Here is a 24,585-nt window from a genome sequence, read left to right as displayed (position 1 = left end):
GGCGCAGGAGGGTCTCATCAGGCAGCGCGCCGGCCGGAAGACGGCCGAGGAGACAGCGGCCCTGTGGCTGACGGTCGATCCCCCCGCGCGCCGTCCTACCTACAGACGCTCACAGACGAAGATCGCCGTGCCCGGGATCAGGTTCCCGCGCAGCGGGGACCAGCCGCCCCACTCCTGCGTGTTCCACGCGGGCCACTCCGGCTCCACGAGGTCGACGAGCCGGAAGCCGCCCGCCACGACATCGCGCACCCGGTCGCCGATCGTGCGGTGGTGCTCCACGTACACGGCACGCCCCTCGTCGTCCTGCTCCACATAAGGGGTGCGGTCGAAGTAGGAGGAGGCCACGCTCAGGCCCTCGGGCCCCGGCTCGTCCGGGAACGCCCAGCGGATGGGGTGCGTGACGGAGAAGACGAACCGGCCGCCGGGCCGCAGCACCCGGTGCACGTCCCGCAGCACGCGCACGGAGTCCGCGATGAAGGGGAGCGCGCCGTACGCGGAGCAGGCCAGGTCGAAGGACCCGTCCTTGAAGGGCAGTGCTCCCGCGTCCGCCTCCACCAGCGGCACCTTGCCGCCGTCGATGCGCAGCGCGTGCTGGAGCTGGCGGTGCGAGAGGTCGAGCGCGACGGGCCGCGCGCCCTGGGCGGCCAGCCAGCGCGAGCACTGCGCGGCGCCGGCCCCGATCTCCAGGACGTCCTTGCCGGCCAGCTCCTCGGCCGGGCCGAGGAGCTCGGCCTCCACCTCGTCGAGGCCCTCGGGACCCCACACGAAGCGGTCGTCCCCGAGGAACGTGCCGTGCTCGACCTGATAGTCGTCCGCGTTCCGGTCCCACCAGCCGCGGTTGGCCCGCGCACTCTCCGTGGTGTCCGCGGCGCGGCGGGTCGCCGTGGAGTCCTCGTCCACGGAGTTCGCCGCTTGTGCCGCACCCGCCGCCGACGGCTCGTGCGCTTCCCTTGGTCCGGACTCTTGGATGATCGGCTCCCTCGTCGTAATCTTCCGTCCAACCTGCCGCGAGGAAGGGCGTCACGAGCGGGCTCTGCGGCCCTCGTAGCCTCGTGCGACAGGTTTTGTGCCGGGTATGCGGCGTTCCGCCCCGGGTGTGCGCCTTCGCGCATTGACCCTGTCCGGCTGCCCCCGTATGCTACAAGTTGCGCTGCGGGCCTGCGCACCTCAGACATAGCAGGCTGTGCTCGCATCTGTTGTATGTCCCCTCGGTTATCGAGGCGCCACCGGTTCCTTCGGACAGTGTCCGTGGGAGTTCGCCGGATTCGGCGCCTCCTAGGCTGTCCGGCTTCTTCGGTGCGAAACAGGCTCCCGGCGTAGCAGTACCTACGACTTCAATGTCCGCCGGAGCCCTTTCCCACATGACGAGCAGCACCGAGACCACCGCCACCACCCCGCAGGTTGCGGTCAACGACATCGGTAACGAGGAAGCATTCCTCGCCGCCATCGACGAGACGATCAAGTACTTCAACGATGGCGACATCGTCGACGGCGTCATCGTCAAGGTTGACCGGGACGAGGTTCTCCTCGACATCGGTTACAAGACCGAAGGTGTCATCCCGAGCCGCGAGCTCTCCATCAAGCACGACGTCGACCCGAACGAGGTCGTCGCGGTTGGTGACGAGATCGAGGCCCTGGTTCTCCAGAAGGAGGACAAGGAAGGCCGCCTGATCCTCTCGAAGAAGCGCGCTCAGTACGAGCGTGCCTGGGGCACCATCGAGAAGATCAAGGAAGAAGACGGGATCGTCACCGGCACCGTCATCGAGGTCGTCAAGGGTGGTCTCATCCTCGACATCGGCCTCCGTGGCTTCCTGCCGGCCTCCCTCGTCGAGATGCGCCGCGTCCGCGACCTCCAGCCCTACGTGGGCAAGGAGCTCGAGGCCAAGATCATCGAGCTGGACAAGAACCGCAACAACGTGGTCCTGTCCCGCCGCGCCTGGCTCGAGCAGACCCAGTCCGAGGTCCGCCAGACGTTCCTCACGACCCTCCAGAAGGGTCAGGTACGCTCCGGCGTCGTGTCCTCGATCGTCAACTTCGGTGCCTTCGTGGACCTGGGTGGCGTCGACGGTCTCGTGCACGTCTCCGAGCTGTCCTGGAAGCACATCGACCACCCGTCCGAGGTTGTCGAGGTCGGCCAGGAAGTCACCGTCGAGGTTCTCGACGTGGACATGGACCGCGAGCGTGTCTCCCTGTCGCTGAAGGCGACGCAGGAGGACCCGTGGCAGCAGTTCGCCCGTACCCACCAGATCGGCCAGGTCGTCCCGGGTAAGGTCACGAAGCTGGTTCCGTTCGGTGCGTTCGTCCGCGTGGACGAGGGCATCGAGGGTCTGGTCCACATCTCCGAGCTGGCCGAGCGCCACGTGGAGATCCCGGAGCAGGTCGTCCAGGTCAACGACGAGATCTTCGTCAAGGTCATCGACATCGACCTCGAGCGCCGCCGCATCAGCCTCTCGCTGAAGCAGGCCAACGAGGCCTTCGGCGCCGACCCGTCGGCCGTCGAGTTCGACCCGACCCTGTACGGCATGGCCGCGTCGTACGACGACCAGGGGAACTACATCTACCCCGAGGGCTTCGACCCCGAGACCAACGACTGGCTCGAGGGCTACGAGACCCAGCGCGAGGCCTGGGAGGGCCAGTACGCCGAGGCGCAGCAGCGCTTCGAGCAGCACCAGGCGCAGGTCATCAAGTCCCGCGAGGCGGACGCCCAGGCCGAGGCCGAGGGTGCCGTCGCCGGTGCCTCCGGTGCGGCTCCGGCCGCCTCCGGTGGCGGTTCGTACTCCTCGGAGTCGGACGACAACTCCGGCGCCCTGGCGTCGGACGAGGCGCTTGCCGCTCTCCGCGAGAAGCTGGCGGGCGGCCAGAGCTGAACCGCTCTGCGCTGACTGACCGGTAGTCGACAGTGGGCCCGCACCCCTTGGGTGCGGGCCCACTGGCGTACCCGACGCGGTAGAAACTTGGCCGATACACCAGTTGCCGTTCCCCCGTAACACCTCGTTGCCACCATCCCCGGGTCAGCCAAGATCGCGCACGATCTGAGGGGAGCCGGGCAATGGCAGCAGTACGGCAGGGAACCAGTCGGCGGGGATTTCTCCGGAGCGTCGGGCTCACCGGGGGCGCGGGTGCCATGTTCGCGACCATGGGAGCGCTCGGCCTCGCCCCCACCGCGCAGGCCGCCCAGCGCGAACTCCCGTACCGCGCACCGCGGTCGGGCGACTTCACGCTCAGCGGGCGCGGCGCCGCGAAGGTCGTGATCGTGGGCGGCGGCATCGCCGGACTCGCGACCGCCTACGAACTGGGCAAGGCGGGGTACGACTGTACGGTCCTGGAGGCCAGAGGGCGGACCGGCGGGCGCAACTTCACCGTGCGGGGCGGCGACACCACCGTCGACACGTACGGCAACAAGCAGACGGCGCGGTTCAGCGACGGGCAGTACATGAACGCGGGGCCCGCCCGGCTGCCGCAGTGGATGGTGACGCTCGACTACTGTCGCGAACTCGGCGTCCCCATCGAGGTGTTCACCAACACCAACGCCGACGCCTACCTCTTCAACGAGTCGGCCGGCATGACCGAGCCCATGCGCTACCGGACCGCCAAGGCCGACGTGTACGGCTATCTGTCCGAGCTGCTCGCCAAGGCGTCCGACAAGGGCGCCCTGGACAAGGAACTGACTGTGGGGGACCAGGAGCGGCTCGTCGAGTTCCTCAAGGACTTCGGGGAGCTGGGCGACAAGCTCACCTACGAGGGCGGAGAGCGGCGCGGCTACACCACCGTGCCCGCCGCGACCGGGACACCGGGTGTGCTGCTCGGCGACGTGCCCTCCGCGTCGGAGGTCTTCGCGAGCGGGGTCGGACGCTACTTCTCCTTCGAGTTCGGCTTCGACCAGGCCATGCTGATGTTCCAGCCGGTCGGGGGAATGGACCGGATACCGAAGGCGCTGACCCGGGCGATCGGCGCCCACAGAGTGCGCACCGGAGCCGTCGTCAGCAAGATCACCGACACCGGACGCGGGGTGTCCGTCACGTACACGCAGGACGGGCGGACCAAGGTCGTCGACGCCGACTACTGCGTCGGCGCGCTGCCGCCCAACATCCTCGCCAGGATCCCGCACAACCTCGGCTCCGGTGTGCAGAGCGCCCTGGAGGCGATCACGCCGCAGTCCGCGGGCAAGATCGGCCTGGAGTACCGGTCCCGCTGGTGGGAGACCGACCACCGGATCTACGGCGGCATCACCGAGACCGACATGGACCTCAGCCACATCTGGCACCCCAGCTACGGGTTCCACGGCGAGCGCGGCGTCATGATCGGCTACTACAACTACGACAAGGACGCCGACGCGTACGCGAAGCTCAGCCCGGCCGCGCGGGAGGCACGGGCCGTCGCGCAGGGCGTGAAGATCTACGGGGAGAAGTACCGCACGGAGCTGGCGTCGTCGTTCTCGCACCACTGGCGGCAGACGCCGCACCTGGAAGGCGCCTGGCACGACACCCCGGGCGGGCCCGACGACCCCCGCTACAAGCCGCTCAACGAGCCCACCGGGCGCGTCTACTTCGCCGGTGACTGGCTCAGCTACACCGACGCCTGGCAGCACGGCGCGTTCACGTCCGCGCGCCGGGCCGTGACCAAGCTGCACACGCGCGTGATGGCCGGCTGAGGACCTCGCTCTGGCCTCGCCCTGACCCCTCCCTGACTTCTCCCTGCGAAGACGCTCCGTAAGAGGCCGCTGAGAAAGGGCGCGGGCGGGAATGCCCGCGCCCCCACCGCGCGTTCTGTCTAGGAGTCACCGTAGAAGAGCGAGGAGCGGTCACTGTGCTTGATCCGCAGGAGTTGTACACATGGGAGCCGAAGGGTCTCGCCGTGGTCGACATGGCGCTCGCCCAGGAGTCGGCGGGCCTGGTCATGCTCTATCACTTCGACGGGTACATCGACGCGGGCGAGACCGGCGACCAGATCGTCGACCGGGTCCTCGACTCGCTGCCCCACCAGGTGGTGGCACGCTTCGACCACGACCGGCTCGTGGACTACCGGGCGCGCCGCCCGCTGCTGACGTTCAAGCGTGACCGCTGGACCGCGTACGAGGTGCCCTCGATCGAGGTGCGGCTCGTCCAGGACGCCACCGGCGCGCCGTTCCTGCTGCTCGCCGGGCCCGAGCCCGATGTCGAGTGGGAGCGTTTCGCGGCCGCCGTCCAGCAGATCGTGGAGCGCCTCGGCGTGCGCCTCGCGGTCAACTTCCACGGCATCCCGATGGGCGTCCCGCACACCCGGCCGGTCGGCCTGACGCCGCACGGCAACCGCACGGAACTGGTCCCCGGCCACCGCAGCCCCTTCGAGGAGGCACAGGTGCCCGGCAGCGCGGCAGCGCTCGTCGAGTACCGCCTCATGGAGTCCGGGCACGACGTCCTCGGCGTCGCCGCGCACGTTCCGCACTACATCGCGCGCTCCGCGTACCCGGACGCCGCGCTGACCGTCGTCGAGGCCATCACCGGCGCGACCGGCCTGGTCCTGCCGGGCGTCGCGCACGGCCTGCGCACCGAGGCGCACCGCACGCAGACCGAGATCGACCGGCAGATCCAGGAGGGCGACGAGGAGCTCGTCGCCCTGGTGCAGGGCCTTGAGCACCAGTACGACGCCGCCGCGGGGGCCGAGTCCCGGGGCAACATGCTGGCCGAGCCCGCGGACATCCCGTCCGCTGACGAGATCGGCCTCGAGTTCGAGAAGTTCCTGGCGGAACGGGAAGGCGACGCCTGATCACAGCGCCTAAGCTGCCGCTCATGGTGAAGGTGGGGCTGACCGGCGGAATCGGTGCCGGCAAAAGCGAGGTGTCCCGGCTGCTCGTGGCGCGCGGGGCCGTTCTGATCGACGCCGACAAGATCGCGCGCGAGGTCGTCGAGCCCGGTACGCCGGGGCTCGCGGCCGTCGTCGAGGCGTTCGGCGATCAGGTGCTCGCCCCCGACGGCAGCCTGGACCGGCCGGGCCTCGGCTCGATCGTCTTCGCCGACCCCGACCGGCTCGCCACCCTGAACGCGATCGTCCACCCGCTGGTGGGCGCCCGGTCCGCGGAGCTGGAGCGCGCGGCCGGTCCCGACTCCGTCGTCGTCCACGACGTCCCGCTGCTCGCCGAGAACGGCCTCGCCCCGCTCTACGACCTCGTCATCGTCGTCGACGCGAGCCCCGAGACCCAGCTGGACCGCCTGATCCGGCTGCGCGGCATGAGCGAGGAGGACGCGCGGGCCCGGATGGCCGCGCAGGCCACCCGCGAGAAGCGCCGCGAGATCGCCGACGTCGTCATCGACAACGACGTACCGCTGGAGAGGCTCACGGAGCAGGTCGACGCGGTCTGGGCCGACCTGGTGCGCCGGGCGCGTGCCGCCACCGCGTGATCGTCCTCGCCGCGTCCACCGCGATCGGCGGTCTGATCGCCCTGATCGCGGGGGCGTACGGAGTGCGGCGCACCCGCCGCATACAGACCGCGGGCAACGTGGTGGACGCGCTCGTCAAACCTCCGCAGCCCGGTGCCGAGCGCCCGCTGCTCCAGTTCGAGACGGTCGACGGGCGCGTCGTGGAGGTCGTCTCGCCGGTGCCGCCCAGCAAGCGCACCCCGCTGACCGCGGGCGCCGTCGTCAGCGTCGCGTACGACGTCGAGGACCCGCGCGAGACGGTGGTGCTCGGCGGGGAACGACCCGGCGTCGACCGCGGGTTCATGATCGCCGGAGCGGCGCTCGTCCTGGTGGGCATGGTGCTCGCGGTGGCCCTGAGCTGAGTGTCCCGGGGGCGCCGGGCGGGCAGGAATAGCACCTACGGTCCGCGGTGTTGACGTGACCGACAGGTCGGCACCAGAAGGGAGTTCGCCGTGCCCGACGCCACCCCGGAGACGCACGTCATCGACTACCGCGCCGCCGAGCAACTCCTCGCCGCACGCGATCCGCGCGGCGCGGTCAAGCTGCTCGACGACGTGATCGCCGCCCACCCCGAGCACACGGCGGCCCGGCTGCTGCGCGCCCGCGCGTTCTTCGCGGCGGCCCAACTGCGCGCCGCCGAGCTGGAGTTCTCCATCGTCCTGGAGCGCGAGCCGGACAACGCGTTCGCGCACTTCGCGCTGGCGAGGACGTACGAGCGCGGCGCACGCCCGCAGCAGGCCCGCCGCCACTTCCGCCTCGCCGCCGCGCTCGACCCGCAGCCGGAGTACCTGGCGGCGGCCCGCTTCGACGACTAGGGCCTGTCTGACGCGCCGCCGGACAGGCCCCGGGCCCGCCGGACCGATCCCGAGGTCTATTCCAGCGGGGGCTGCGGCGGTTTTCGGTACGGTGGGACGTCTCGGCTCGGCTGGTAGTGGGGGCCCTGGCGGAGGTGGCGGAGGATCATGAACAGATCGACCGTCGTGATCAGCCACAGCACACCGCAGGCCAGCGCCCATCCCGGCCGGTGCGCCAGCAGGAAGGCGACCGTGCCGACGACGGTCCAGACCAGGCCGAACAGGGCGAGGCCGAGCCGCAGGCGCAGGGGACTGCGGGCGGTGACCGGCTCGTCACCGGTGCGCACCAGACGCATGGTCACCATCCCCTCGACGCGAAGAGGCTCCCTTTCCAGGGTGCCACGGCCGAAGGAGAGGGTGTGCCGTACGGACTGGACGTCATGCAAGTACTGAAGGGCGACGAGGCGTGCGCCGCGTGGCTGAAGGCGCTGGACGACCCGGCGATACCGCGGCTGGCCGTCGAGCTGCCGGACGCGCTCGACCTGCCCGACGTCCTTGTGGACCTCGCCGTACCCCATGAGGACATCGCCCAACTGCTGTCTTTGAGGCGGGAACTGGAGGGCTCTCCCGAGCTGCTCGCGCTGCTCGGGCGGGCCGTCAGCGGGCTGCTGTGGAAGCGGGACGAGCCGGGCGAGGGGACCGGACTGCCGGAGTTCCCCGCGGCGGCCGGAGTCATGGGGCGCTGCTTCGCGGTGTTCGTGTTCGTCGCCGCGCTGCCGTACACGCGCGCCTTCCACCGTTCGCGCGGCATCCCCGACGACGTGTCCCGGCGCAGCCTCGCCGACCTCGGCCGCAACCTCGCCGTGCACCGCAGGCGGTTCGGTACGACCGGGCTGCTCGTACCGTGGTGGCCGACCCGGCACTTCCGCGGCGACCTCTACCAACTGGGGCGGCTCCAGTTCGAGCGGGCGCGGCTCGGCCGGCGTACGGGGACGGCGATCGCCGGGTCCGGCGGGCCGGCCGGACCCGGCGAGCCCTGCCTCAGCGTGCACATCCCCGACTTCCGCGGGCCGATGACGCCCGAGGCGTGCGACGACTCGATCCGGCGGGCGTCGGCGTTCTTCGCGCGGCACTTCCCCGAGGAACCGATGCGGGTGGCCGTGTGCCACTCATGGCTGCTGGACCGGCAGTTGGGGCGGTACCTGCCCGCCGACTCCAACATCGTCCGCTTCCAGGACCGCTTCCGCATCGCGTACATGTCCGACGAGCCGGAGGACGACACGCCCGTCGCCTTCGTCTTCGGCGGTACGGAGACACCCCGCGACCTGCTGCCGCGCCGCTCCGGTGTGCAGCGCGCCGTGCTCGGCCACCTCGACGCGGGCGGGCACTGGTACGCGGGGCACGGCTGGTTCCCGATGCCGGGGGAATGAGGCGGGAACCGGGGTGCGGGGGCCGTTCGTTCCCGGTCCATGAGCCTGGAGATGCGAGCGGGATACGAAGGGACAGGACCGGGCGCGATCACGCCCGACGGCTGCGCGGTCGAGCTGTATTCGAGAATGCCCGAAGAGGGCGAGTCGGAGATCATCGCGGCCGCCGTGCCCGCGGGCGCCACACTGCTCGAACTCGGCTGCGGGGTGGGCCGGATGACGCACCCGCTCGTCGAGCGCGGCTTCACGGTGACGGCGGTGGACGAGTCGCCGGAGATGCTGGAGCGGGTGCGCGGCGCGCGCACCGTGCGCAGCACCATCGAGGGCCTCGACCTCGGCGAGACGTTCGACGTCGTGGTGCTCGCGTCGATCCTCGTGCACACCGGGGACGCGGCGGTGCGGCGCGGCATGCTGGACGCCTGCCGGCGCCATGTCGCCGACGGGGGCTGCGTGTTGATCCAGCGCGAGGGCGACGGCGCGCACGACAACCTGCCGCGGGAGGTCACGATCCCGGGCGGCTGCACCATCCGCAAGCTGTCCTCGGAGCCCGTCGGGGACGGCGTCCGCTCGGTGAAGGTCGAGTACGTCTTCCCCGACGTGGTGTGGACGCAGACCTACCGGGCCCGCCCGCTGACCCGGGAGCAGTTCGAACAGGCGCTGGCGGAGGCCGACTTGAAGGTCGACCGGGTGCTCACGGACGACGAGCGGTGGGTGCGCGTGGTGCCCGCGTAGCGGCGAGGGGCGGTGGCGGTCGAGTTCGCGCCGGGACCGATGAGTTCCGCGGCGATGCCCGGTCTATCTCCGTGACAGCACATCGTGCAGCCACGTCACCGAGGAGCCACCATGACGAACATCGCCACCCCCGCCGCCCCTGCCGCCTCCGGCGCCCCCGTCCGGTCCCGTGCCGCCCGTGTCACGCTGCGCACGGTCACCGTCGTGCTCGCCCTGTTCTTCGGCCTCGCGAGCGCCCTGCCCAAGCTGATCGCGCACCCGACGGCGGTCGAGGCGTTCGACACGATCGGCTGGGGAGCGGCCGGCATGTACGCGATCGGCGTGCTCGAACTCGCGGGGGCGATCGGCCTGTTGGTGCCGGTCCTCTCCGGAGTGACGCCGATCGCGCTGAGCGCCCTGATGGTCGGCGCGTGCGTCACACAGATCGTCTCCTTCGGCGGGGAGAACGCGGCGACGCCGCTCATCCTCCTCGTCCCCCTGGCCTTCCTGGCCCGAGCCAACCGAGGACGCAACCGCGACCTGCTCGCCCTGGTGAGGCGCGGAGCCTGAGCGTGCGCCGGGCACCACCGCCCGCTCCAGCCGGCCTTGTGGCCTGGGCCCACCTCCGGTGGGCTTCGGCGACAGGGCCGGCTCAGTGCCGCGCGTGCGGGCGGTGCGACCGGCTCTGATCACCCATGCCCGGGCCCGGGCCCGGGCCTGGACCCGGGCCGGCTCCGCTCCCGTCACTCCCCGCCGGAATCAGGACCCTGCCCGAAGATGCCCCGCAGGCGCTCCAGTTCGCGGCGGTCGCGTTTGGTCGGGCGGCCCGTGCCGCGGTCGCGCATGCCGACCGGGGCCACCACCTCGCGCGGCGGGGGCGGCGGACTGTTGTCGACGTAGGCCTCGACCGCCACCGGCGCGCCGACCCGCTTGCGGAGCAGGCGCTTCACGACCACCACCCGCTCGTGGAGGCCGGGCTGGCGCAGCCGCACCTCGTCGCCGACGCGCAGCGCGTGCGCCGGCTTCGCGCTCGCGCCGTTGACCTTGACGTGCCCGCCCTTGCAGGCCGCGGCGCCGGCCGCGCGCGTCTTGACCAGGCGCACGGACCAGATCCAGCTGTCGACGCGCACGGTCTCGCCGCCGCCCGGAGCCGCCGCCCGCGCGGCAGCCACCGGGTCCGGCGCACCCGCCGTGCTCTTCGGCGTCCCTGATGTCTGCGATGCCATGCGCCGACCCTAATGCGGATCGCGTCCCCGATGCCGGGGCCCTCGGCGAGCCACCGGCCGACACCCCTCACCCCACACGGATAATCCGGGCGAAACGCTCGTATCCGACAGTGAGAGGCGTGTACGTCATGGCCGCGACGGACCGGGATCCGGACAACGAACCGAACGACCTCAACGACCTCGACGAGGTGAGCGACCTCGTCGACGACAGCGACCTGCCCGGCCGGGTCGACCGGTTGATGGACGGTCTCGTGGCCGACCTGGAGCGGCTCGCCGCCATCCCGTCCATCGCCTTCCCCGGCTTCCCCGCCGGGCCGGTCCAGGAGGCGCACGACCTGCTCGTGGGCCTCCTGCACGATGTCGGCGTCCCGCACGTCGAGCGGATCGACCTGCCCGACACCGCCCCCGTCGTCTTCGCCGAGATCCCGCCGCCGACCCCCGTCGCTCCCACCGTCCTGCTCTACTCGCACTACGACGTCCAGCCCCCGGGCGACGAGAGCCTGTGGCGGTCGCCGCCGTTCGAACCGACCCCGATCGAGGGCGGCCTGCGTGCCCGAGGCATCGCCGACGACAAGTCGAACGTCATCGCCCACCTCGGCATGCTCCGTGCCTTCGGCGGCCGCCCGCCCGTCGGCGTCAAGATCGTCTTCGAGGGGCAGGAGGAGTACGGCAGCCCCTTCGACGGCTACCCGCCCACCGACCCCGACCGGTTCGCCTGCGACGCCATGGTCATCGCCGACCTGGGCAACCTGCGCCCCGGCACCCCCACCCTCACCACCGGCCTGCGCGGCGCCGCCGAGGTCATGGTCGAGGTCCGCACCCTCCAGGAGCCGCGCCACAGCGGGGAGTTCGGCGGCGCCGCCCCCGACGCGCTGCTCACCCTCCTCAAGGCCCTCGCCACCCTCCACGACGTCCACGGCGACGTCGCCGTCGAGGGGCTGCGGCGCGAGGAGTGGACCGGCACCAGCTACACCGAGGACGAGTTCCGCGACCTCGCCTCCGTCGCCGAGGACCTTCCGCTGCTCGGCAGCGGCACCCTCGGTGAACGCCTGTGGTCCGGCCCCGCGATCACCGTCATCGGCCTCGACGCCCCCGGCGTCGACGGCGCCGCGTCGGCCGTGGTCCCGTACGCCCGCGCCAAGCTGAACCTGCGCTTCCACCCGAAGCAGGACCCGCACGAGGCCCAGGACCACCTCGTCCGCCACCTGCGCGCCCTGCGGCCCTTCGGCATCCCGCTCACGGTCACCCCGGGCGACACCGGCCCCGGCTACGAGGCGGCGACCGGCGGCCCCGCCTACCGCGCCGCCCGCGCCGCGCTCAAGGAGGCCTGGGGCAGCGACGCCTCGTACGTCGCGACCGGCGGCTCCATCCCCCTGGTCAACGGGCTCGCCCAGGCCGCCCCCGACGCCGAGGTGCTCCTCTTCGGCGCCCAGGACAGCCTCTGCAACCTGCACGCACCGAACGAACGCGTCCTGTTCTCGGAACTGCGCGCCACCGTCGTCGCGATGTGCGCGTTCGTGCGCCGCTACGCGGACGACTTCAGGAAGGGGGTCACGTCATGAGCACCGGGGTCGACACCTCACAGGAACCCGCGCGGCCGCCGGCCAAGAAGAAGTTCACGTTCCCCAGCGCCCTGACCGTCCTCGCCGTCGTCACCGTCGCGGTCTGGCTCCTCGCCTTCCTGATCCCGTCCGGGACGTACGACAGGAACGGCGACGGCGCCCCGGTCGAGGGCACCTACCACCGCGTCGGCTCCGGCCAGTCCTTCGTCGACCGCCTCAACGACCTGTTCCTCTCCCCGGTCAACGGCCTCTACGGCATCCAGGACCCCAAGACCTCCCTGGTCGGCCCGGACAACTCCGGTGACCTGTACGGCAGCGCGGGCGTCTTCCTCTTCGTCCTCGCCATCGGCGCGTTCATCACCGTCGTCTTCGCGACCGGCGCCCTGGACCGAGGCATCGGCCGCCTCGCCCACCGGCTGCGCGAGCGCGGCGCGCTGCTCATCGCGGGCGTCATGGTCGTCTTCTCGGTCCTCGGCACGGTCGAGGGCTTCGCCGAGGAGACCCTCGGGTTCTACGGCCTGATCGTGCCGCTGATGCTCGCGCTCGGCTACGACCGGATGACGGCCGTCGGCGCGATCATCCTCGGCGCGGGTGTCGGTGTGCTCTGCTCGACGGTCAACCCGTTCGCGACCGGCGTCGCCTCCTCCGCCGCCGACATCTCCCTGGGCGACGGCATCGCGCTGCGCTTCGCGATGTGGATCGTGCTGACCGCGGTCACGGTCGCCTACGTCATCCGGTACGCCAAGCGCGTCCAGAAGAACCCGGCGCGGTCCCTGTCCGGATTCCTGCCCGGAGACCAGGACCGCGACCAGGCCGCCTCCGACGCCGCCGAGGTCCCCGAACTGACCGCGCTGCACAAGGCGGTCCTGGTCGTCACCGCCCTGGTCTTCGTCTTCATGATCTTCTCGGTCGTGCCGTGGGCGAGCGCCCTGACCGGTGACGCGGACGCGACCCCGTACGGCTTCGAACTCGACTGGTCCTTCCCGCAGTTGGCGGCGCTGTTCCTGTGCGCGGCCGTGCTCGTCGGGCTCGTCGCGCGGATGGGCGAGCAGAAGATCAGCTCGACGATCATCCAGGGCGCGGCCGACTTCATCTCGCCCGCGCTCGTCATCCTGCTGGCCCGCGGCGTCACCGTGATCATGAACAACTCGAAGATCACCGACACCGTGCTGCACGCGATCGAGGGCGTCGTGAAGGGCACCTCGTCCGGCGTCTTCGCGATCATCGTCTTCGTCGTGAACCTGCCGCTCGCCTTCCTCATCCCGTCCACCTCGGGCCATGCCACCCTCGCCATGCCGATCCTCGCGCCGCTCGCCGACTTCGCGGGCGTCTCGCGCGCGGTCGTCGTCACCGCCTGGCAGTCGGCCAGCGGCTGGATGAACCTGTGGGTGCCGACCACCGCCGTCACCATCGGTGGCGTCGCCCTCGCCAAGGTCGGCTACGACAAGTACCTGCGGTTCGTGTGGCCGCTCCTGGCCATCCTGTTCGTGCTGATCTGCGCGTTCGTGGCCCTGGGCGCCGCCTTCACCTAGCCGCCTGCAGGGCCGCGGGCGTCGGGCGCCCCCCTACCGTGAGGACGATGGACGGACTCGGAGAACTCGACGAGCGGATCACCCACTGCCGGGCCTGTCCGCGGCTCGTCGCCTGGCGCGAGGAGGTCGCCCGCACCAAGCGGGCGGCCTTCGCCGATCAGACCTACTGGGGCCGCCCGGTCCCCGGCTTCGGGCCGCACGACGCGTCGCTCCTGATCGTGGGCCTCGCGCCCGCCGCGCACGGCGGCAACCGCACGGGCCGCATGTTCACCGGCGACAGGTCGGGTGACGTGCTCTTCCGCGCCCTGTACGACATCGGGCCGGCCTCCCGCCCCGACGCGGTGAGCGCCGACGACGGTCTGACCCTGCGCGGCGTCCGCGTCACCGCGCCCGTGCACTGCGCGCCACCAGCCAACAAGCCGACCCCGGCCGAGCGCGACACCTGCCGCCCCTGGCTGGTGCGGGAGCTCGACCTGCTGCGGCCCACCCTGCGCGCGGTCGTCGTGCTCGGCGCGTTCGGCTGGCAGGCGGCACTGCCCGCGTTCGCCGCGGCCGGGTGGCCGGTGCCGCGCCCCGGCCGGTCTTCGCGCACGGCGCCCGCGCCGACCTCGGCGGACTCGCCCTCGTCGGCTGCTACCACGTCAGCCGGCGCAACACCTTCACCGGACGACTCACCCCGGAGATGCTGCGCGGGACGCTGAGCACGGCGGCGCGCGCGGCGGGCCTCCAGGTGACCCCGAACGGAGCAGCAGATCAGGAGCGTTCGGGCGACTCTTCTTAGCGTGAGAGAGTGACGATGCCTACGACGACCGCGCAGCCCTCCACCAGGCCACCGGCCGCGGCGTACCTGAACCTCGCGGTGGCCACGGTCGGCTTCACGCTCACCTTCTGGGCGTGGAACCTCATCGCGCCGCTCGGCAGTACCTTCGGCGACAGTCTGGGACTCAGCTCGTTCGAGCAGTCGTTCCTGGTCGCCGTGCCGGTCATCGTCGGCTCGCTCGGCCGCATCCCGGCCGGCGCCCTGACCGACCGCTACGGCGCCAAGATGATGTTCCCGCTGGTCACCGCGCTCACGATCATCCCGGTGCTGCTCGTGCCGCTGGCCCGCGACTCGTACCTCGCGATGATCCTCGTCGGCTTCCTGCTGGGGCTCGGCGGCACCACGTTCGCCATCGGCATCCCGCTGGTGAACTCCTGGTTCCCGCCCGCCAAGCGCGGCGCGGCCCTCGGCATCTTCGGCATGGGCATGGGCGGTGTCGCCCTGTCCGGCTACTTCACGCCGCGCATCGCCAAGCACGGCGAGAACCTGCCGTTCTACATCGTGGCGATCGCCCTCGCCGCCTACGTGGTGGTCTCCTGGTTCCTCCTCAGCGACCACCCGGACCGCCTCGTTCCCACCACCTCGCTCGGCCAGCGGCTCGGCAGCGCCGGGAAGCTGCGGGTGACGTGGGAGCTGTCGGCGCTCTACGCGATCGGCTTCGGCGGCATCGTCGCCTACGGCACGTACCTGCCGACGTACCTGAAGACCTGGTACGACCTCGATCCCGTCGACGCGGGCACCAAGGCCGCCGGATTCGCCCTCGTCACCGTGGTCTTCCGGCCGATCGGCGGGTTCCTCTCCGACCGTGTCCACCCGGCGATCGTCACCGCCTGGGCGCTGGGCGTCGTGGCGGTGTGGGCCATCGTGCAGGCATTCGAACCGTCGCTCGCGCCCGGGGGCACCGTCGACCTGCTGGTCATGGCCGCGGGCCTCGGCACGGCGAGCGGCAGCGTCTTCGCTCTCGTCTCCCAGGTCACCCCACAGGAGAAGGTCGGCTCGGTGACCGGCATCGTCGGCGCGATGGGCGGCCTCGGCGGCTTCGTGCCGCCGCTCGTGATGGGCGCGATCTACAGCGCCAAGGGCTCGTACTCCATCGGCTTCATGCTCCTGTCCGACCTGGCCCTCGCCGGCTGCGTGTACGCGTACGGGCGGATGCGGACGATCAAACCGCAGTAGCCGCCCGCCGCACCGTTCCGCCGGGGTCAGCGGCCCCGGCGCCGCCTGACGCGCTCGCCCTGGGGCTCGATGAACTGAAGCTCCAGGGCGACCGGCGCGGGCGCCACGCCCGGCCCGCCGGCCTCGGCCCACGCCAGGATCTCGTCCGTCGCGTCGTCCCCCATGGACCAGCCGATCCACGCGGCCCGGCCGCCGCGGGCGCGGCCCTGGGCGGACGGCTGGAGCACGACCACGTTCGCCTGGTCGCAGGGCCCGAGGCAGTCGCTGACCCGCACCGCGAACCGTCCGCCGGACGCCCGCGCCGCCACCCGCAGCCGCTCCAGCTGCCAGTCGTGGTCGTATCCGGGGTGTTTGCGGGTGTCGCCGCAGCAGCAGCCGCGGCACACGACGAGGGTGCAGGGGCGGGTGCGGGCGGCGCCTATCAGGGTGGGCAAGGCTCTCCAGTCGTCCGCTGCGGTCGTGCGGGATCCGCTACGGGTGAGGTCGGGTACGGGGATCAGTGCTCGGCGTCGTCGCCGAACAGGTGGCTGACCGTGGAACGGTAGTTGGTCCGTACGTGGGCGAGCGCCACCGCCCTCGCCCGTTCCGGGTCGCCCGCGGCCACGGCGTCGTACAACTCCCGGTGCTCGGCGAGCTGTTGGGGCCATTCCTCGTTGCGCCGCGTCATCCAGCGCAGCCGCCCGTCGACCGGCTGCATCACCGTGCTGAGCAGGCCGTTGCCCGCCATGGCGAGGAGCCGGTCGTGGAAGCGGGTGTTGATGTCGGTGATGGTCTCGGCGTCGTCGCCGCGTGTGGCGCGGGCCGCGAGGTCGAGCAGCTCCTCCAGGTGCGCGAGGTCGTCACGCGTCGCTCGCTCGGCGGCCAGCCCGGCCGCGTAGACCTCAAGGGCCTCGCGCAGTTCGAAGAGCTCGGTGACATCGGTCCGCGTCAGGGTGCGCACCACGGCCCTGCGCGGCGTCTCGAACGTCACGAAGCCCTCGGCGAGCAGCGCCCGGATCGCCTCGCGCACCGGGACCCGCGACACCCCGAACCGGTCCGCGAGTTCCCGCTCGACCAGCCGGTCGCCGGGGCGCAGCCGGCCGCCGATGATGTCCTGCCGCAGCGTGCCGAGGACCCGTTCGCGTACCGCGCCCAGAGGTTCCACCGTCGTCATGCCCCCATCTTCGCCGATGGGGGCGGGTGTTCGGGCCCGGGGTGTTTTACCGAGCCGTAACCGCGCGGACATTGCCGAGTGCCGTCGGGAGCGGGAGCATGACGGCTGTTTGGTATACCAAACAGGTGCCCGAGGCGAGCACCGCCGTGCCGTACGTGCCGCACATCCCCGTCCCCTGGGAGGCTCACCCATGTCTGTCGCCGAACCCGTGCAGACGCGAAACAGCCGCGACGTCGTCCCCGATCCGCGCCTGGTCAACGAGGACCTCGCCCCCGCCGCGGAACGCAAGTGGAAGGTCTTCGACCTCTTCGCGCTGTGGATGTCCGACGTCCACAACCTGGGCAACTACACCTTCGCCGCGGGCCTGTTGGTGCTCGGTCTCAACGCCTGGCAGATCTTTACGGCCCTGCTCATCGGCTTCGTGCTCATCTACGCCGGCTGCAACGCGATGGGGCGCATAGGCCAGCGCCACGGCGTCCCGTTCCCCGTGGTCAGCCGCATCAGCTTCGGCGTCTGGGGAGCCAACATCCCCGCGCTCGTCCGTGCCGTCATCGCCATCATGTGGTACGGAATCCAGACATACCTGGCGTCCGTGGCGGTCAACGTCATGGTGCTCGCCGCCTTCCCCGGCATGGATTCCTGGACCCGCCACTCGTTCCTCGGCCTGCACGCGCTCGGCTGGGCGTCGTTCCTGGCCCTGTGGCTGATCCAGTCCCTGATCATCACTCAGGGCATGGAATCGGTCCGCAAGTTCCAGGACTTCTGCGGCCCGGCGATCTGGGTCGTGATGCTCGCCCTGGCCGTCTGGATCTGGGCGAAGGCGGGCTGGACGATCTCCCTGACCACGACACCGCACCCGGTGTCGACGGGCGAGCAGTTCCGCCAGTGGTTCGGCGCGATCGGCCTGATCCTGGCCACCTACGGCACGCTGATGCTCAACTTCTGCGACTTCTCCCGCTTCGCGCCGGACTACAGGACCGTGCGCCGCGGCAACTTCTGGGGCCTGCCGGTCAACTCCACGGCGTTCGTGGTCCTCTCGGTCGTCGTGACCGCCGGCAGCCTGGAGGTGTTCGGCGAGGCCATCACCGACCCGGCGCTGCTCGTCGCGAAGATCGGCAACACCTGGGTCCTCGTCTTCGGCGCGCTGACCTTCGCCATCGCCACGATGGGCGTCAACATCGTCGCCAACTTCGTCTCACCCGCGTACGACCTGGCCAACGTCTGGCCGCAGAAGATCACGTTCAAGGTCGGCGGAGCGATCTCGACGGTGGCGGCGCTCGTCGTCACCCCGTGGAACCTCTACTCGAACCCGAACGTCGTGAACTACTTCCTGGGCGGGCTCGGAGCCTTCCTGGGACCGCTGTTCGGGATCATCATGCTCGACTACTTCTGGGTGAAGCGCGGCCGGATCGACGACGCGGCACTCTTCGACGCGACGCCCGGCTCGCGCTACTACTACCGGCACGGTGTGAACCCCAAGGCCCTGGCGGCCTTCGTACCGTCGGCGGCGCTCGCGGTCGTCCTCGCCCTCGTCCCGTACTTCGACCAGGTGGCCGCGTACTCGTGGTTCATCGGGACGGCGGTCGCGGCGGGGCTCTACGGCGTGATCTGCCGGGCGGAACGCGCGGCGACCACCACCGTGACCGACGCGGCCGTCGTGTCCGACGCGACGACGGGGGTCTGACGAACCGTGAGCACCATGAGCCGCACGCACATCCTTGTCACCAACTGCAACACCACGCTCGCCATGACGGACGAGATCACGGCGGGCGCGCGGGTCGCGGCGTCCCCCGGCACGACGATCACGGGACTGACACCGTCGTGGGGCGTCGAGTCGGCGGAGGGCTGGCTGGACAGCTATCTGTCGGCGGCGGCGGTCCTGGACGCCCTGCGGACGTACGAGGGCGCACCGTACGACGCCGTCGTCATGGCCGGCTTCGGCGAGCACGGGCGGGAAGGCGCACGGGAGTTGGTGGGGGTCCCGGTCGTCGACATCACCGAGGCGGCCGCCCACCTGGCATGCCTGCTCGGCCGCCGCTACGGAGTGGTCACCACCCTCGACCGCGCCCGCGGCCAGATCGAGGACAGCCTGCTGACGGCGGGGGTCGGCGCGCACTGCGCGGCCGTGGCGGGCACCGGCCTCGGCGTCCTGGAACTCGGCGATCCGGCACGGGTGGAGGAGGCCTTCGTGGCGGCCGCGCGGAAGGTGCTCGCGGCCGGCGCGGAGGTCCTCGTCCTCGGCTGCGCGGGCATGACGGGCCTGGAACGGGCCGTCTCCGCGCGGCTCGGGGTGCCGGTCGTCGACGGCGTCGCGGCGGCGGTCCGCCTCGCGGAGTCCCTCGTGGGCCTCGGCCTCGGCACGAGCAGGGCGGGCGGCTACGCGCGGCCGGAGCGGAAGGGGCGGGCCTGGGGGCGGCCTCCCCGTGAGGCCGAACGAGTGCACCCCCGGGTAACCGGTCCCGTCACGCACGGGTAGGCCGAGCGGCCCCGCGCATCATCCGGAAATGCCCCTGTTCGACATGCCCTTCCCGCCTCTGGCGCGCCCCGTCCTCGGGGCGGCGCTGGCGGCGTTCCTGACAATGACCCCCGCCACGGGGGCGGCCCCCACGCCCCCGGAACCCTCCGCGCCGTCCGCCTCCGCCCCCGCACCCCCGGCGGCGGCCCCGCGGACCACCTTCTGGGTCGACCCGCACACGGCGGCGGCCCGGCAGGCGGCCGCGTACCGGAAGCAGCACCGCTGGGCCGAGGCCCGCCTGATCGACCGCATCGCCACCCGCCCCCAGGCGGCCTGGCTCAACGACCCGAACCCCGGCCCCGCGGTCCGCGCCGTCACCACGGAGGCGTCCCGCACCCACCGCACCGCGGTCCTGGTGGCGTACCACATCCCGCACCGGGACTGCGGCGCGTACTCCTCGGGCGGCGCGCGCGACGCCGCCGCCTACCGCGCGTACGTCGACTCCTTCGCGGCGGGCCTGGGCTCACGGGGCGCGTACGTGATCCTGGAACCCGACGCGGTGGCGGCGACCGTGGCCGGCTGCGCCGGGGCGAACGTCCGCGAGCGCTCCGCCCTGCTGGCGTACGCCGTCCACCGCCTCAAGCGCCAGCCGCACACCCGCGTCTACCTGGACGCGGGCAACGCGAGCTGGATCCCCGACGTGCAGCGACTGGTGGGCCCGCTGCGCTCGGCGGGTGTCGCAGCGGCCGACGGCGTGGCCCTGAACGTCTCCAACTACCGTACGGACAAGGAGTCCTCGGCCTACGGACACCGCCTGGTGGCGGCGCTGGGCGGCGGCAAGCACTTCGTGATCGACACGAGCCGCAACGGCAACGGCCCGTGGCAGGGCACGGACGCCTGGTGCAATCCGCCGGGCCGCGCCCTGGGCACCCCACCGACCACGCGCACGGGCGACGCGGCGCTGGACGCGTACCTGTGGGTGAAGCGTCCCGGAGAGTCGGACGGCACGTGCCGCGGCGGACCCTCGGCGGGGAAGTGGTGGCCGGGCCGGGCCCTGGAGCTGGCGCGCAACGCGAAAGGCTGACGTCGGCGCGTCGGTAGCGTGAGGGACATGTCCGAGCTGACCGACGCCCGCTTCCTCGACCACCTCGCCGACCGCCTCGCCGCCCTCCCCGGGGTCCGCGCCGTCTCCCTCGGCGGCTCACGCGCCCAGGGCACCCACACCGACGCCAGTGACTGGGACACCGCCGTGTACTACCGGGGGAGCGAAGGGGAGTTCGCGCCCCGCGACCTTCGGGACGTGGGGTGGGAGGGGGAGTTCTCCGAGATCGGCGGGTGGGGCGGAGGCGTGTTCAACGGCGGGGCCTGGCTCGTCGTCGACGGGCGGCGCGTCGACGTGCACTACCGGGATCTCGACGTCGTCGAGCACGAACTCGCGCAGGCCCGCGCCGGGCGGTTCCACTGGGAGCCCCTGATGTTCCACCTCGCCGGCATCCCCTCGTACCTCGTCGTCGCCGAACTCGCGGTCAACCGGGTGCTGCGCGGCACCGTCCCGCGGCCCGACGGGTATCCGGCCGCGCTGCGCGAGGCCGCGCCCGACGTGTGGTGGGGGAGGGGCGCCGCCACCCTGGGGTACGCCCGCGCCGGGAACGCGCCGCTCGGCGGGCGGGCCGAGGTCCTCGGGGCCGTCGCCGTCGCCGCGATGTGCGCCGGGCACGCCGTGCTCGCCGCGCGCGGGGAGTGGGTGACCAACGAGAAGCGGCTGCTGGAGCGGGCCGGGCTGCGGGAGGTCGACGCGCTGCTCGCCGATCCTGGCCTGCCGCTCGATGAGCTGGCCGATCGCGCGCGGGACCTGTGCGGGCGGGCCGTGGACCGGGCCGTGAGCGAGGCGGTGAACGACCGCGCGAACGACGGCCGTCAGGGCGACGGCGACGGCGCCAGCGGGTAGGCGCGGGCGTCGCGCCAGCCCGTGCCCCGGCCGTCCGTGACGATCAGACGGACCGTGTCGACCGTCGTCGACAGGGGGAGGTGCGGGGTGAAGTCGCAGTCCGGGACGTCGTCCGTACCCGGACCCGCCACCAGCGTCAGATGCGGGTCGAGCCCCTCGTCGCCGAAGATCCCCCGGTACGGCACCGCCCGCGGCCAGCGTTCCCGCAGGGCCTTCGTGAGCGCGCGCAGCGGGTCCGCGGGGGACGGGGAGAGATAGAGGACGCCGGGCCAGCGGCGCAGCTCCGCGCCCGAGAACGTGAGCGTCAGGGGCGGGGCCGCCGCGAAGAGGTCGCGGAGCGCGCGCTCCGTCCGGTCGTCGATCTCGGACAGCGGCAGGAACGGATAGAGCAGCGTCACATGGGCGCGGGACCCCGTGCGGACCAGGTGGTCCGCCTCGGGGACGTGGATCGTCAGCGCCGTGTCGCCGGGGGCGTCCGGCCAGCCGTCGTCGGCCGGCGGGTCTTCTCGGGGCGTGGTCACGGTCAAGTGTCACATTGCGGAAACCTGGGCGTTTCGTTCCCTTCCACACCTCCCTTTACGGTGGGAGCAGAAGTTCAGGTTGGCCGATGTCGTCCAGCACCACCCCGACACCGCCCGACAGGAGTTCGCACCTCCCCATGAGCCGCCTCCACTCGCTTCCGCCCTGGCTCGGTCACGCCCTGCGCGCCCAGCGCGCCCCCGTCCCCTGGCCCGCCGTCGTGCGCGGCGTCCTCGCCGCCGGTCCGCTGCTGCTCGTCGCGGTCGGCGCCGGGCGGGCGTCGTGCGGAGTCCTGCTCGCGCTCGGGGCGATGCTCGCCGGGGTGAACGACCGGCCGGGGCCGCGCTGGGCCGCCGTCACCCGGCTGGGCGGGCCCGCGCTCGCCGGGGCGCTGGGGATGCTGATCGGCAGCGGGCTCGCCGGGAGCGGGATGGCGGGGAGCGGGATCGCCGTCGTCGGGGTCTTCGCCGTGCTCGGCATGATCGGGGGCGCGTTCAGCGCCGTCGGGCCCGTCGCGTCGGCGGCGGGGACGCAGTTCCTGGTGACCGTCGCCGTCGGGGCCGGGATGCCGTTGCCGGAGGCCGGGTGGCAGCGGGCGCTGCTGTTCGCCGCGGGCGGCGGCTGGCTGATCGTGCTCCGCCTCGTCCTGCCCTCACCCGTCGGCCGTACCCGTACCCGTACGACTCGCAGGAAGGGGCTCGGCGCCAAGCGCCTCGACTATCTCTACGACGGTGAACGCGTCGCCGTCGCCGCCGTGTACGACGCTGTCGCCGGACTGCTCGACGCCGTCGGCGGACCCCACGCCAGGGCCCGCCGCGCCGCCCTGACCGCCGCGCTCGACCAGGCCCAGGACGCCCTGCGCGGCGGGGCCGCCGCGACCCGGCGGCTGCGCGCGCTGTACGTCGCCGCGCTGCCGCTCGCCGAGGCCGCCACCGCGCTGGCCTGGGCCGGGAAGACCCTGCCGGAACGCGTCGCCGAGGGCCGCGGCGCCTCGCCGCCGCCGTACGCTCCGGGGAGCCGTCGGGACCGCTGCCCGCGCCCGTCCGCGCCGACGCGGGCTGCGCGCCCTGGACGAGGCGCTGCTGCGGGCCGCCGAGGCGTTCGACGGCGGTGACGTACGGGCTCCCGCGCGGCGGCGGGTCCCCGCGACGGCTTCGCTGCGCCGGGCGCTCGGTCCCGCGGGGCGCGAGTACGGCGCCCGTGTCGGCCTGAGCTTCGGGGCCGGCGCCGCGGTCGCCCAGGCGTTGCACCCCGGACACTGGTACTGGCTGCCCGCCACCGCCGTGTTCCTCGTCAAGCCCGACCTCGGGCCGCTCGCCTCCCGCGTCCTGTGCCGGGCCGCGGGCACCGTCGCGGGCGCCGCCGCCTTCGCCGGGCTCGCCGCGCTGCTGTCCAGGCCCTTCGGGCTCGTCGCGCTCGTGGCGCTGTGCGGGGCGTTGATCCCCGTCGCCACCCGGCACTTCGCCGCGCAGACCGCCGTGATCACCGTGCTCGTGCTGTCCCTCGTCATGGTCGGCGGCGAACCGCAGGCCTCCTGGAGCCGGATCACCGAGACGCTCCTCGCCTGCGCCATCGTGCTGGTCGCCGGACATCTGCCGTGGCCGGGCGCGCACGGCGGAGGCGGTGTACGGGTGCGGCTCGCCGTCGCCCGCGAGGCCGCCCAGGCCTACGTACGGCATGTGCTGCGCGAGGACGCCGACGGGGTGGCCGACCCGGCGGGGCGGTGGGCGCTGCGGCGCGAGGCGTACCGCACGCTCGCCGAGGCGCGGGCCGCCGTGGACCTGGCCGCCGCCGAACTGCCCGTGCTCGCGCGCCGTTCCGACGGGTCCCGGCACGTCACCGTCGTCCTGGAGAGCCTCGTCGACACGACCACCGCGTGCGCCGTGCAGGTCGACGACACCGGGCGGGTGCCGGAACAGCACGCCGAACGGATCGGCGTGCTGCTCGCGGAACTGGCCGCCTGACCGCCCTTCAGGTCACGGCTTCGGCAGCGCGCACCCTGCCGCCGACAGGTCGATCTTGTTGCCGATCCCGACGCACGGCACGATCCCGTACGTCTGCTGCGCGTAGTTGATGCCCTCGCGGACGGTCACGGTGCCGTTCTCGTCGACCTCGCACGGGTTGTTGTCCGTGCACCGCTCGCCGCTCTCGTTCCCGGTGTTGTTGACCGCGACGACCTTTCCGGTCGCCTGGTCGACGACCGGGGAGCCGGACGTGCCGCCGATCGTCTTGCAGGCGGAGGTGTAGCGGACCGAGTCCTTCCAGGTCCAGTCGCCCTCCTTGAGGCGGTACGCGAACCCGTCGATCGAGCAGTTGTAGATCCGCTTCCAGTAGCCGGACACCACGCTGATCGCCGTGCCCTTGACCGGGTGGGCGGCCGACAGCTCCAGGGCCTTGATCCCGTACGCGCTCTCGATCTGCGCGTACGTGCTGGTCAGTTCGTACAGCGAGACGTCCGTGTCGGTCATCGTGCCGTACGCCACCTTGCTCGCCCGCAGCGTCGCGACCTTGCTGCCCGCAGAGTTGAGGAGGCTGAACGTACGCGTCGAGGGCTGGTCGACCACGACCTCGCCGGGGCCCGGGAAACCGGACTCCAGGCAGTGGCCGTTGGACATGACCAGGGCCGGATCGGTGGACTGCGAGGCGGGGACGCGGACGACCGAGCCGGAGCAGTTGCTGAGCGCTACCGTTCCGGCGAAGTTCACCGCCTTGGCCCGCACGTTCGCCGAGGGAGCGTCAACCGCCGTTGCCGGTGCGGCCGTTGCTCCTAAGAGGACGACGCCGAAGAGCGCGCCGACGAGAGACTTCTTCATGTGGGGGGCCTCTCTCACGTTTCTCACGTTGCCTGTCGCCTGTTTGGCATGAGC

General features: G+C 72.2%; 23 protein-coding genes and 2 pseudogenes. 18 read left to right on the top strand and 7 right to left on the bottom strand.

The annotated features are described in order from the left end of the window. Nucleotides 1–99: 99 nt before the first annotated feature. Nucleotides 100–990 (bottom strand): class I SAM-dependent methyltransferase, encoded by an 891-nt coding sequence (locus tag V2W30_RS10105; protein ID WP_425244673.1) that lies wholly within the window; start codon nucleotides 988–990, stop codon nucleotides 100–102. Nucleotides 991–1,361: 371 nt separating this feature from the next. Here V2W30_RS10105 and rpsA point away from each other — a divergent pair, with 371 nt between their 5' ends. The 6 genes from rpsA to V2W30_RS10075 all read left to right on the top strand — a co-directional run bounded on the left by rpsA (nucleotide 1,362) and on the right by V2W30_RS10075 (nucleotide 7,210). After that, nucleotides 1,362–2,867: a 30S ribosomal protein S1 gene (rpsA, locus tag V2W30_RS10100; protein ID WP_338695468.1), complete on the top strand. Its 1,506-nt coding sequence runs from the start codon at nucleotides 1,362–1,364 to the stop codon at nucleotides 2,865–2,867. 257 nt (nucleotides 2,868–3,124) lie between these two features. Then, entirely contained in the window at nucleotides 3,125–4,651 is a 1,527-nt protein-coding gene (locus V2W30_RS10095) for a flavin monoamine oxidase family protein (protein WP_338695467.1), read from the top strand. Between the two features lie 155 nt (nucleotides 4,652–4,806). Then, nucleotides 4,807–5,745 (top strand): PAC2 family protein, encoded by a 939-nt coding sequence (locus tag V2W30_RS10090; protein ID WP_338695465.1) that lies wholly within the window; start codon nucleotides 4,807–4,809, stop codon nucleotides 5,743–5,745. Between the two features lie 23 nt (nucleotides 5,746–5,768). Then, nucleotides 5,769–6,377 carry a dephospho-CoA kinase gene (gene coaE / locus V2W30_RS10085; RefSeq protein WP_338695463.1) on the top strand — a complete coding sequence of 203 codons (609 nt, stop codon included), beginning with the start codon at nucleotides 5,769–5,771 and terminating at the stop codon, nucleotides 6,375–6,377. Next, entirely contained in the window at nucleotides 6,374–6,757 is a 384-nt protein-coding gene (locus V2W30_RS10080; protein WP_338695462.1) for a DUF3592 domain-containing protein, read from the top strand. Before coaE ends, V2W30_RS10080 begins: the two co-directional genes overlap by 4 nt. A 90-nt stretch (nucleotides 6,758–6,847) precedes the next feature. Beyond that, the gene (locus V2W30_RS10075; protein ID WP_338695460.1) at nucleotides 6,848–7,210 is read left to right on the top strand and encodes a tetratricopeptide repeat protein; all 363 of its coding nucleotides are present in this window, start codon (nucleotides 6,848–6,850) and stop codon (nucleotides 7,208–7,210) included. Between the two features lie 56 nt (nucleotides 7,211–7,266). On the opposite strand, the gene V2W30_RS10070 is transcribed toward V2W30_RS10075, so the two are convergent. Beyond that, entirely contained in the window at nucleotides 7,267–7,545 is a 279-nt protein-coding gene (locus V2W30_RS10070) for a DUF6343 family protein (RefSeq protein ID WP_338703548.1), read from the bottom strand. An 84-nt stretch (nucleotides 7,546–7,629) separates the two neighbouring features. Between V2W30_RS10070 and V2W30_RS10065 the strand changes: the two genes are divergently transcribed. From V2W30_RS10065 to V2W30_RS10055, 3 genes are all read left to right on the top strand, one after another. Beyond that, nucleotides 7,630–8,619, top strand: a complete 990-nt coding sequence (locus V2W30_RS10065) for an acyltransferase domain-containing protein (protein WP_425244672.1) — start codon at nucleotides 7,630–7,632, stop codon at nucleotides 8,617–8,619. 39 nt (nucleotides 8,620–8,658) lie between these two features. Beyond that, on the top strand, nucleotides 8,659–9,348 hold the full coding sequence (locus V2W30_RS10060) for a class I SAM-dependent methyltransferase (protein WP_338695456.1): 690 nt from the start codon (nucleotides 8,659–8,661) through the stop codon (nucleotides 9,346–9,348). 111 nt (nucleotides 9,349–9,459) lie between these two features. Further along, nucleotides 9,460–9,897 (top strand): DoxX family protein, encoded by a 438-nt coding sequence (locus V2W30_RS10055; RefSeq protein ID WP_338695455.1) that lies wholly within the window; start codon nucleotides 9,460–9,462, stop codon nucleotides 9,895–9,897. A gap of 173 nt (nucleotides 9,898–10,070) precedes the next feature. Here V2W30_RS10055 and V2W30_RS10050 read toward each other — a convergent pair whose 3' ends face one another. Beyond that, entirely contained in the window at nucleotides 10,071–10,553 is a 483-nt protein-coding gene (locus tag V2W30_RS10050) for an RNA-binding S4 domain-containing protein (protein ID WP_338695454.1), read from the bottom strand. A 239-nt stretch (nucleotides 10,554–10,792) separates the two neighbouring features. Between V2W30_RS10050 and V2W30_RS10045 the strand changes: the two genes are divergently transcribed. The 4 genes and pseudogenes from V2W30_RS10045 to V2W30_RS10030 all read left to right on the top strand — a co-directional run bounded on the left by V2W30_RS10045 (nucleotide 10,793) and on the right by V2W30_RS10030 (nucleotide 15,643). After that, nucleotides 10,793–12,115 (top strand): M20/M25/M40 family metallo-hydrolase, encoded by a 1,323-nt coding sequence (locus V2W30_RS10045; protein ID WP_425244671.1) that lies wholly within the window; start codon nucleotides 10,793–10,795, stop codon nucleotides 12,113–12,115. After that, a complete protein-coding gene (locus tag V2W30_RS10040) occupies nucleotides 12,112–13,647 on the top strand; it encodes a YfcC family protein (protein WP_338695453.1) in 1,536 nt (511 codons plus the stop codon). Before V2W30_RS10045 ends, V2W30_RS10040 begins: the two co-directional genes overlap by 4 nt. Before the next feature lie 47 nt (nucleotides 13,648–13,694). Beyond that, a pseudogene (locus V2W30_RS10035) lies at nucleotides 13,695–14,428 on the top strand (uracil-DNA glycosylase). 15 nt (nucleotides 14,429–14,443) lie between these two features. Further along, on the top strand, nucleotides 14,444–15,643 hold the full coding sequence (locus V2W30_RS10030; protein ID WP_338695452.1) for an MFS transporter: 1,200 nt from the start codon (nucleotides 14,444–14,446) through the stop codon (nucleotides 15,641–15,643). Nucleotides 15,644–15,669: 26 nt separating this feature from the next. Here the strand turns inward: V2W30_RS10030 and V2W30_RS10025 are convergent, their stop codons facing one another. Together V2W30_RS10025 and V2W30_RS10020 are read right to left on the bottom strand one after the other, a co-directional pair. Then, complete coding sequence (locus V2W30_RS10025) at nucleotides 15,670–16,077, bottom strand: (2Fe-2S) ferredoxin domain-containing protein (protein WP_338695451.1); 408 nt, start codon at nucleotides 16,075–16,077, stop codon at nucleotides 15,670–15,672. 62 nt (nucleotides 16,078–16,139) lie between these two features. Then, a complete protein-coding gene (locus V2W30_RS10020; RefSeq protein WP_338695450.1) occupies nucleotides 16,140–16,796 on the bottom strand; it encodes a GntR family transcriptional regulator in 657 nt (218 codons plus the stop codon). 190 nt (nucleotides 16,797–16,986) lie between these two features. On the opposite strand from V2W30_RS10020, the gene V2W30_RS10015 reads away from it, so the two are divergent. Genes V2W30_RS10015 through V2W30_RS10000 form a run of 4 tightly spaced genes read left to right on the top strand, consistent with a single transcriptional unit; the run spans nucleotide 16,987 to nucleotide 21,199 of the window. Continuing rightward, nucleotides 16,987–18,480 carry an NCS1 family nucleobase:cation symporter-1 gene (locus V2W30_RS10015; RefSeq protein WP_338695449.1) on the top strand — a complete coding sequence of 498 codons (1,494 nt, stop codon included), beginning with the start codon at nucleotides 16,987–16,989 and terminating at the stop codon, nucleotides 18,478–18,480. 15 nt (nucleotides 18,481–18,495) lie between these two features. Continuing rightward, nucleotides 18,496–19,272, top strand: a complete 777-nt coding sequence (locus tag V2W30_RS10010) for an aspartate/glutamate racemase family protein (protein WP_338695447.1) — start codon at nucleotides 18,496–18,498, stop codon at nucleotides 19,270–19,272. Between the two features lie 28 nt (nucleotides 19,273–19,300). After that, a complete protein-coding gene (locus V2W30_RS10005) occupies nucleotides 19,301–20,335 on the top strand; it encodes a glycoside hydrolase family 6 protein (protein WP_338695445.1) in 1,035 nt (344 codons plus the stop codon). A 27-nt stretch (nucleotides 20,336–20,362) separates the two neighbouring features. After that, entirely contained in the window at nucleotides 20,363–21,199 is an 837-nt protein-coding gene (locus V2W30_RS10000; protein WP_338695443.1) for a nucleotidyltransferase domain-containing protein, read from the top strand. Here V2W30_RS10000 and V2W30_RS09995 read toward each other — a convergent pair. Then, nucleotides 21,169–21,720, bottom strand: coding sequence for a 2'-5' RNA ligase family protein (locus V2W30_RS09995; protein ID WP_338695442.1), 552 nt, complete (start codon nucleotides 21,718–21,720; stop codon nucleotides 21,169–21,171). The genes V2W30_RS10000 and V2W30_RS09995 overlap by 31 nt on opposite strands. Nucleotides 21,721–21,857: 137 nt before the next feature. Between V2W30_RS09995 and V2W30_RS09990 the strand changes: the two are divergent. Continuing rightward, nucleotides 21,858–23,682, top strand: a pseudogene (locus V2W30_RS09990) (FUSC family protein). 12 nt (nucleotides 23,683–23,694) lie between these two features. On the opposite strand, the gene V2W30_RS09985 reads toward V2W30_RS09990, so the two are convergent. Then, a complete protein-coding gene (locus V2W30_RS09985) occupies nucleotides 23,695–24,531 on the bottom strand; it encodes a serine protease (RefSeq protein ID WP_338695441.1) in 837 nt (278 codons plus the stop codon). Nucleotides 24,532–24,585: the final 54 nt, after the last annotated feature.

It is taken from the genome of Streptomyces sp. Q6 (assembly GCF_036967205.1).
Taxonomy (GTDB): domain Bacteria; phylum Actinomycetota; class Actinomycetes; order Streptomycetales; family Streptomycetaceae; genus Streptomyces; species Streptomyces citrinus.
The sequence above is the reverse complement of the archived record's forward strand: the minus strand, read 5'-3'. Positions and strand labels throughout refer to the sequence as shown.

Excerpts from the sequence above, each read along its gene's own strand:
- rpsA (WP_338695468.1), top strand. The coding sequence starts at position 1,362 with ATGACGAGCAGCACCGAGACCACCGCCACCACCCCGCAGGTTGCGGTC.
- V2W30_RS10095 (WP_338695467.1), top strand. The coding sequence starts at position 3,125 with ATGTTCGCGACCATGGGAGCGCTCGGCCTCGCCCCCACCGCGCAGGCC.
- coaE (WP_338695463.1), top strand. The coding sequence starts at position 5,769 with ATGGTGAAGGTGGGGCTGACCGGCGGAATCGGTGCCGGCAAAAGCGAG.
- V2W30_RS10070 (WP_338703548.1), bottom strand. The coding sequence starts at position 7,545 with ATGCGTCTGGTGCGCACCGGTGACGAGCCGGTCACCGCCCGCAGTCCC.
- V2W30_RS10065 (WP_425244672.1), top strand. The coding sequence starts at position 7,630 with ATGCAAGTACTGAAGGGCGACGAGGCGTGCGCCGCGTGGCTGAAGGCG.
- V2W30_RS10060 (WP_338695456.1), top strand. The coding sequence starts at position 8,659 with ATGAGCCTGGAGATGCGAGCGGGATACGAAGGGACAGGACCGGGCGCG.
- V2W30_RS10055 (WP_338695455.1), top strand. The coding sequence starts at position 9,460 with ATGACGAACATCGCCACCCCCGCCGCCCCTGCCGCCTCCGGCGCCCCC.
- V2W30_RS10050 (WP_338695454.1), bottom strand. The coding sequence starts at position 10,553 with ATGGCATCGCAGACATCAGGGACGCCGAAGAGCACGGCGGGTGCGCCG.
- V2W30_RS10045 (WP_425244671.1), top strand. The coding sequence starts at position 10,793 with ATGGACGGTCTCGTGGCCGACCTGGAGCGGCTCGCCGCCATCCCGTCC.
- V2W30_RS10040 (WP_338695453.1), top strand. The coding sequence starts at position 12,112 with ATGAGCACCGGGGTCGACACCTCACAGGAACCCGCGCGGCCGCCGGCC.
- V2W30_RS10030 (WP_338695452.1), top strand. The coding sequence starts at position 14,444 with ATGCCTACGACGACCGCGCAGCCCTCCACCAGGCCACCGGCCGCGGCG.
- V2W30_RS10020 (WP_338695450.1), bottom strand. The coding sequence starts at position 16,796 with ATGACGACGGTGGAACCTCTGGGCGCGGTACGCGAACGGGTCCTCGGC.
- V2W30_RS10015 (WP_338695449.1), top strand. The coding sequence starts at position 16,987 with ATGTCTGTCGCCGAACCCGTGCAGACGCGAAACAGCCGCGACGTCGTC.
- V2W30_RS10010 (WP_338695447.1), top strand. The coding sequence starts at position 18,496 with ATGAGCCGCACGCACATCCTTGTCACCAACTGCAACACCACGCTCGCC.
- V2W30_RS10005 (WP_338695445.1), top strand. The coding sequence starts at position 19,301 with ATGCCCCTGTTCGACATGCCCTTCCCGCCTCTGGCGCGCCCCGTCCTC.
- V2W30_RS10000 (WP_338695443.1), top strand. The coding sequence starts at position 20,363 with ATGTCCGAGCTGACCGACGCCCGCTTCCTCGACCACCTCGCCGACCGC.
- V2W30_RS09985 (WP_338695441.1), bottom strand. The coding sequence starts at position 24,531 with ATGAAGAAGTCTCTCGTCGGCGCGCTCTTCGGCGTCGTCCTCTTAGGA.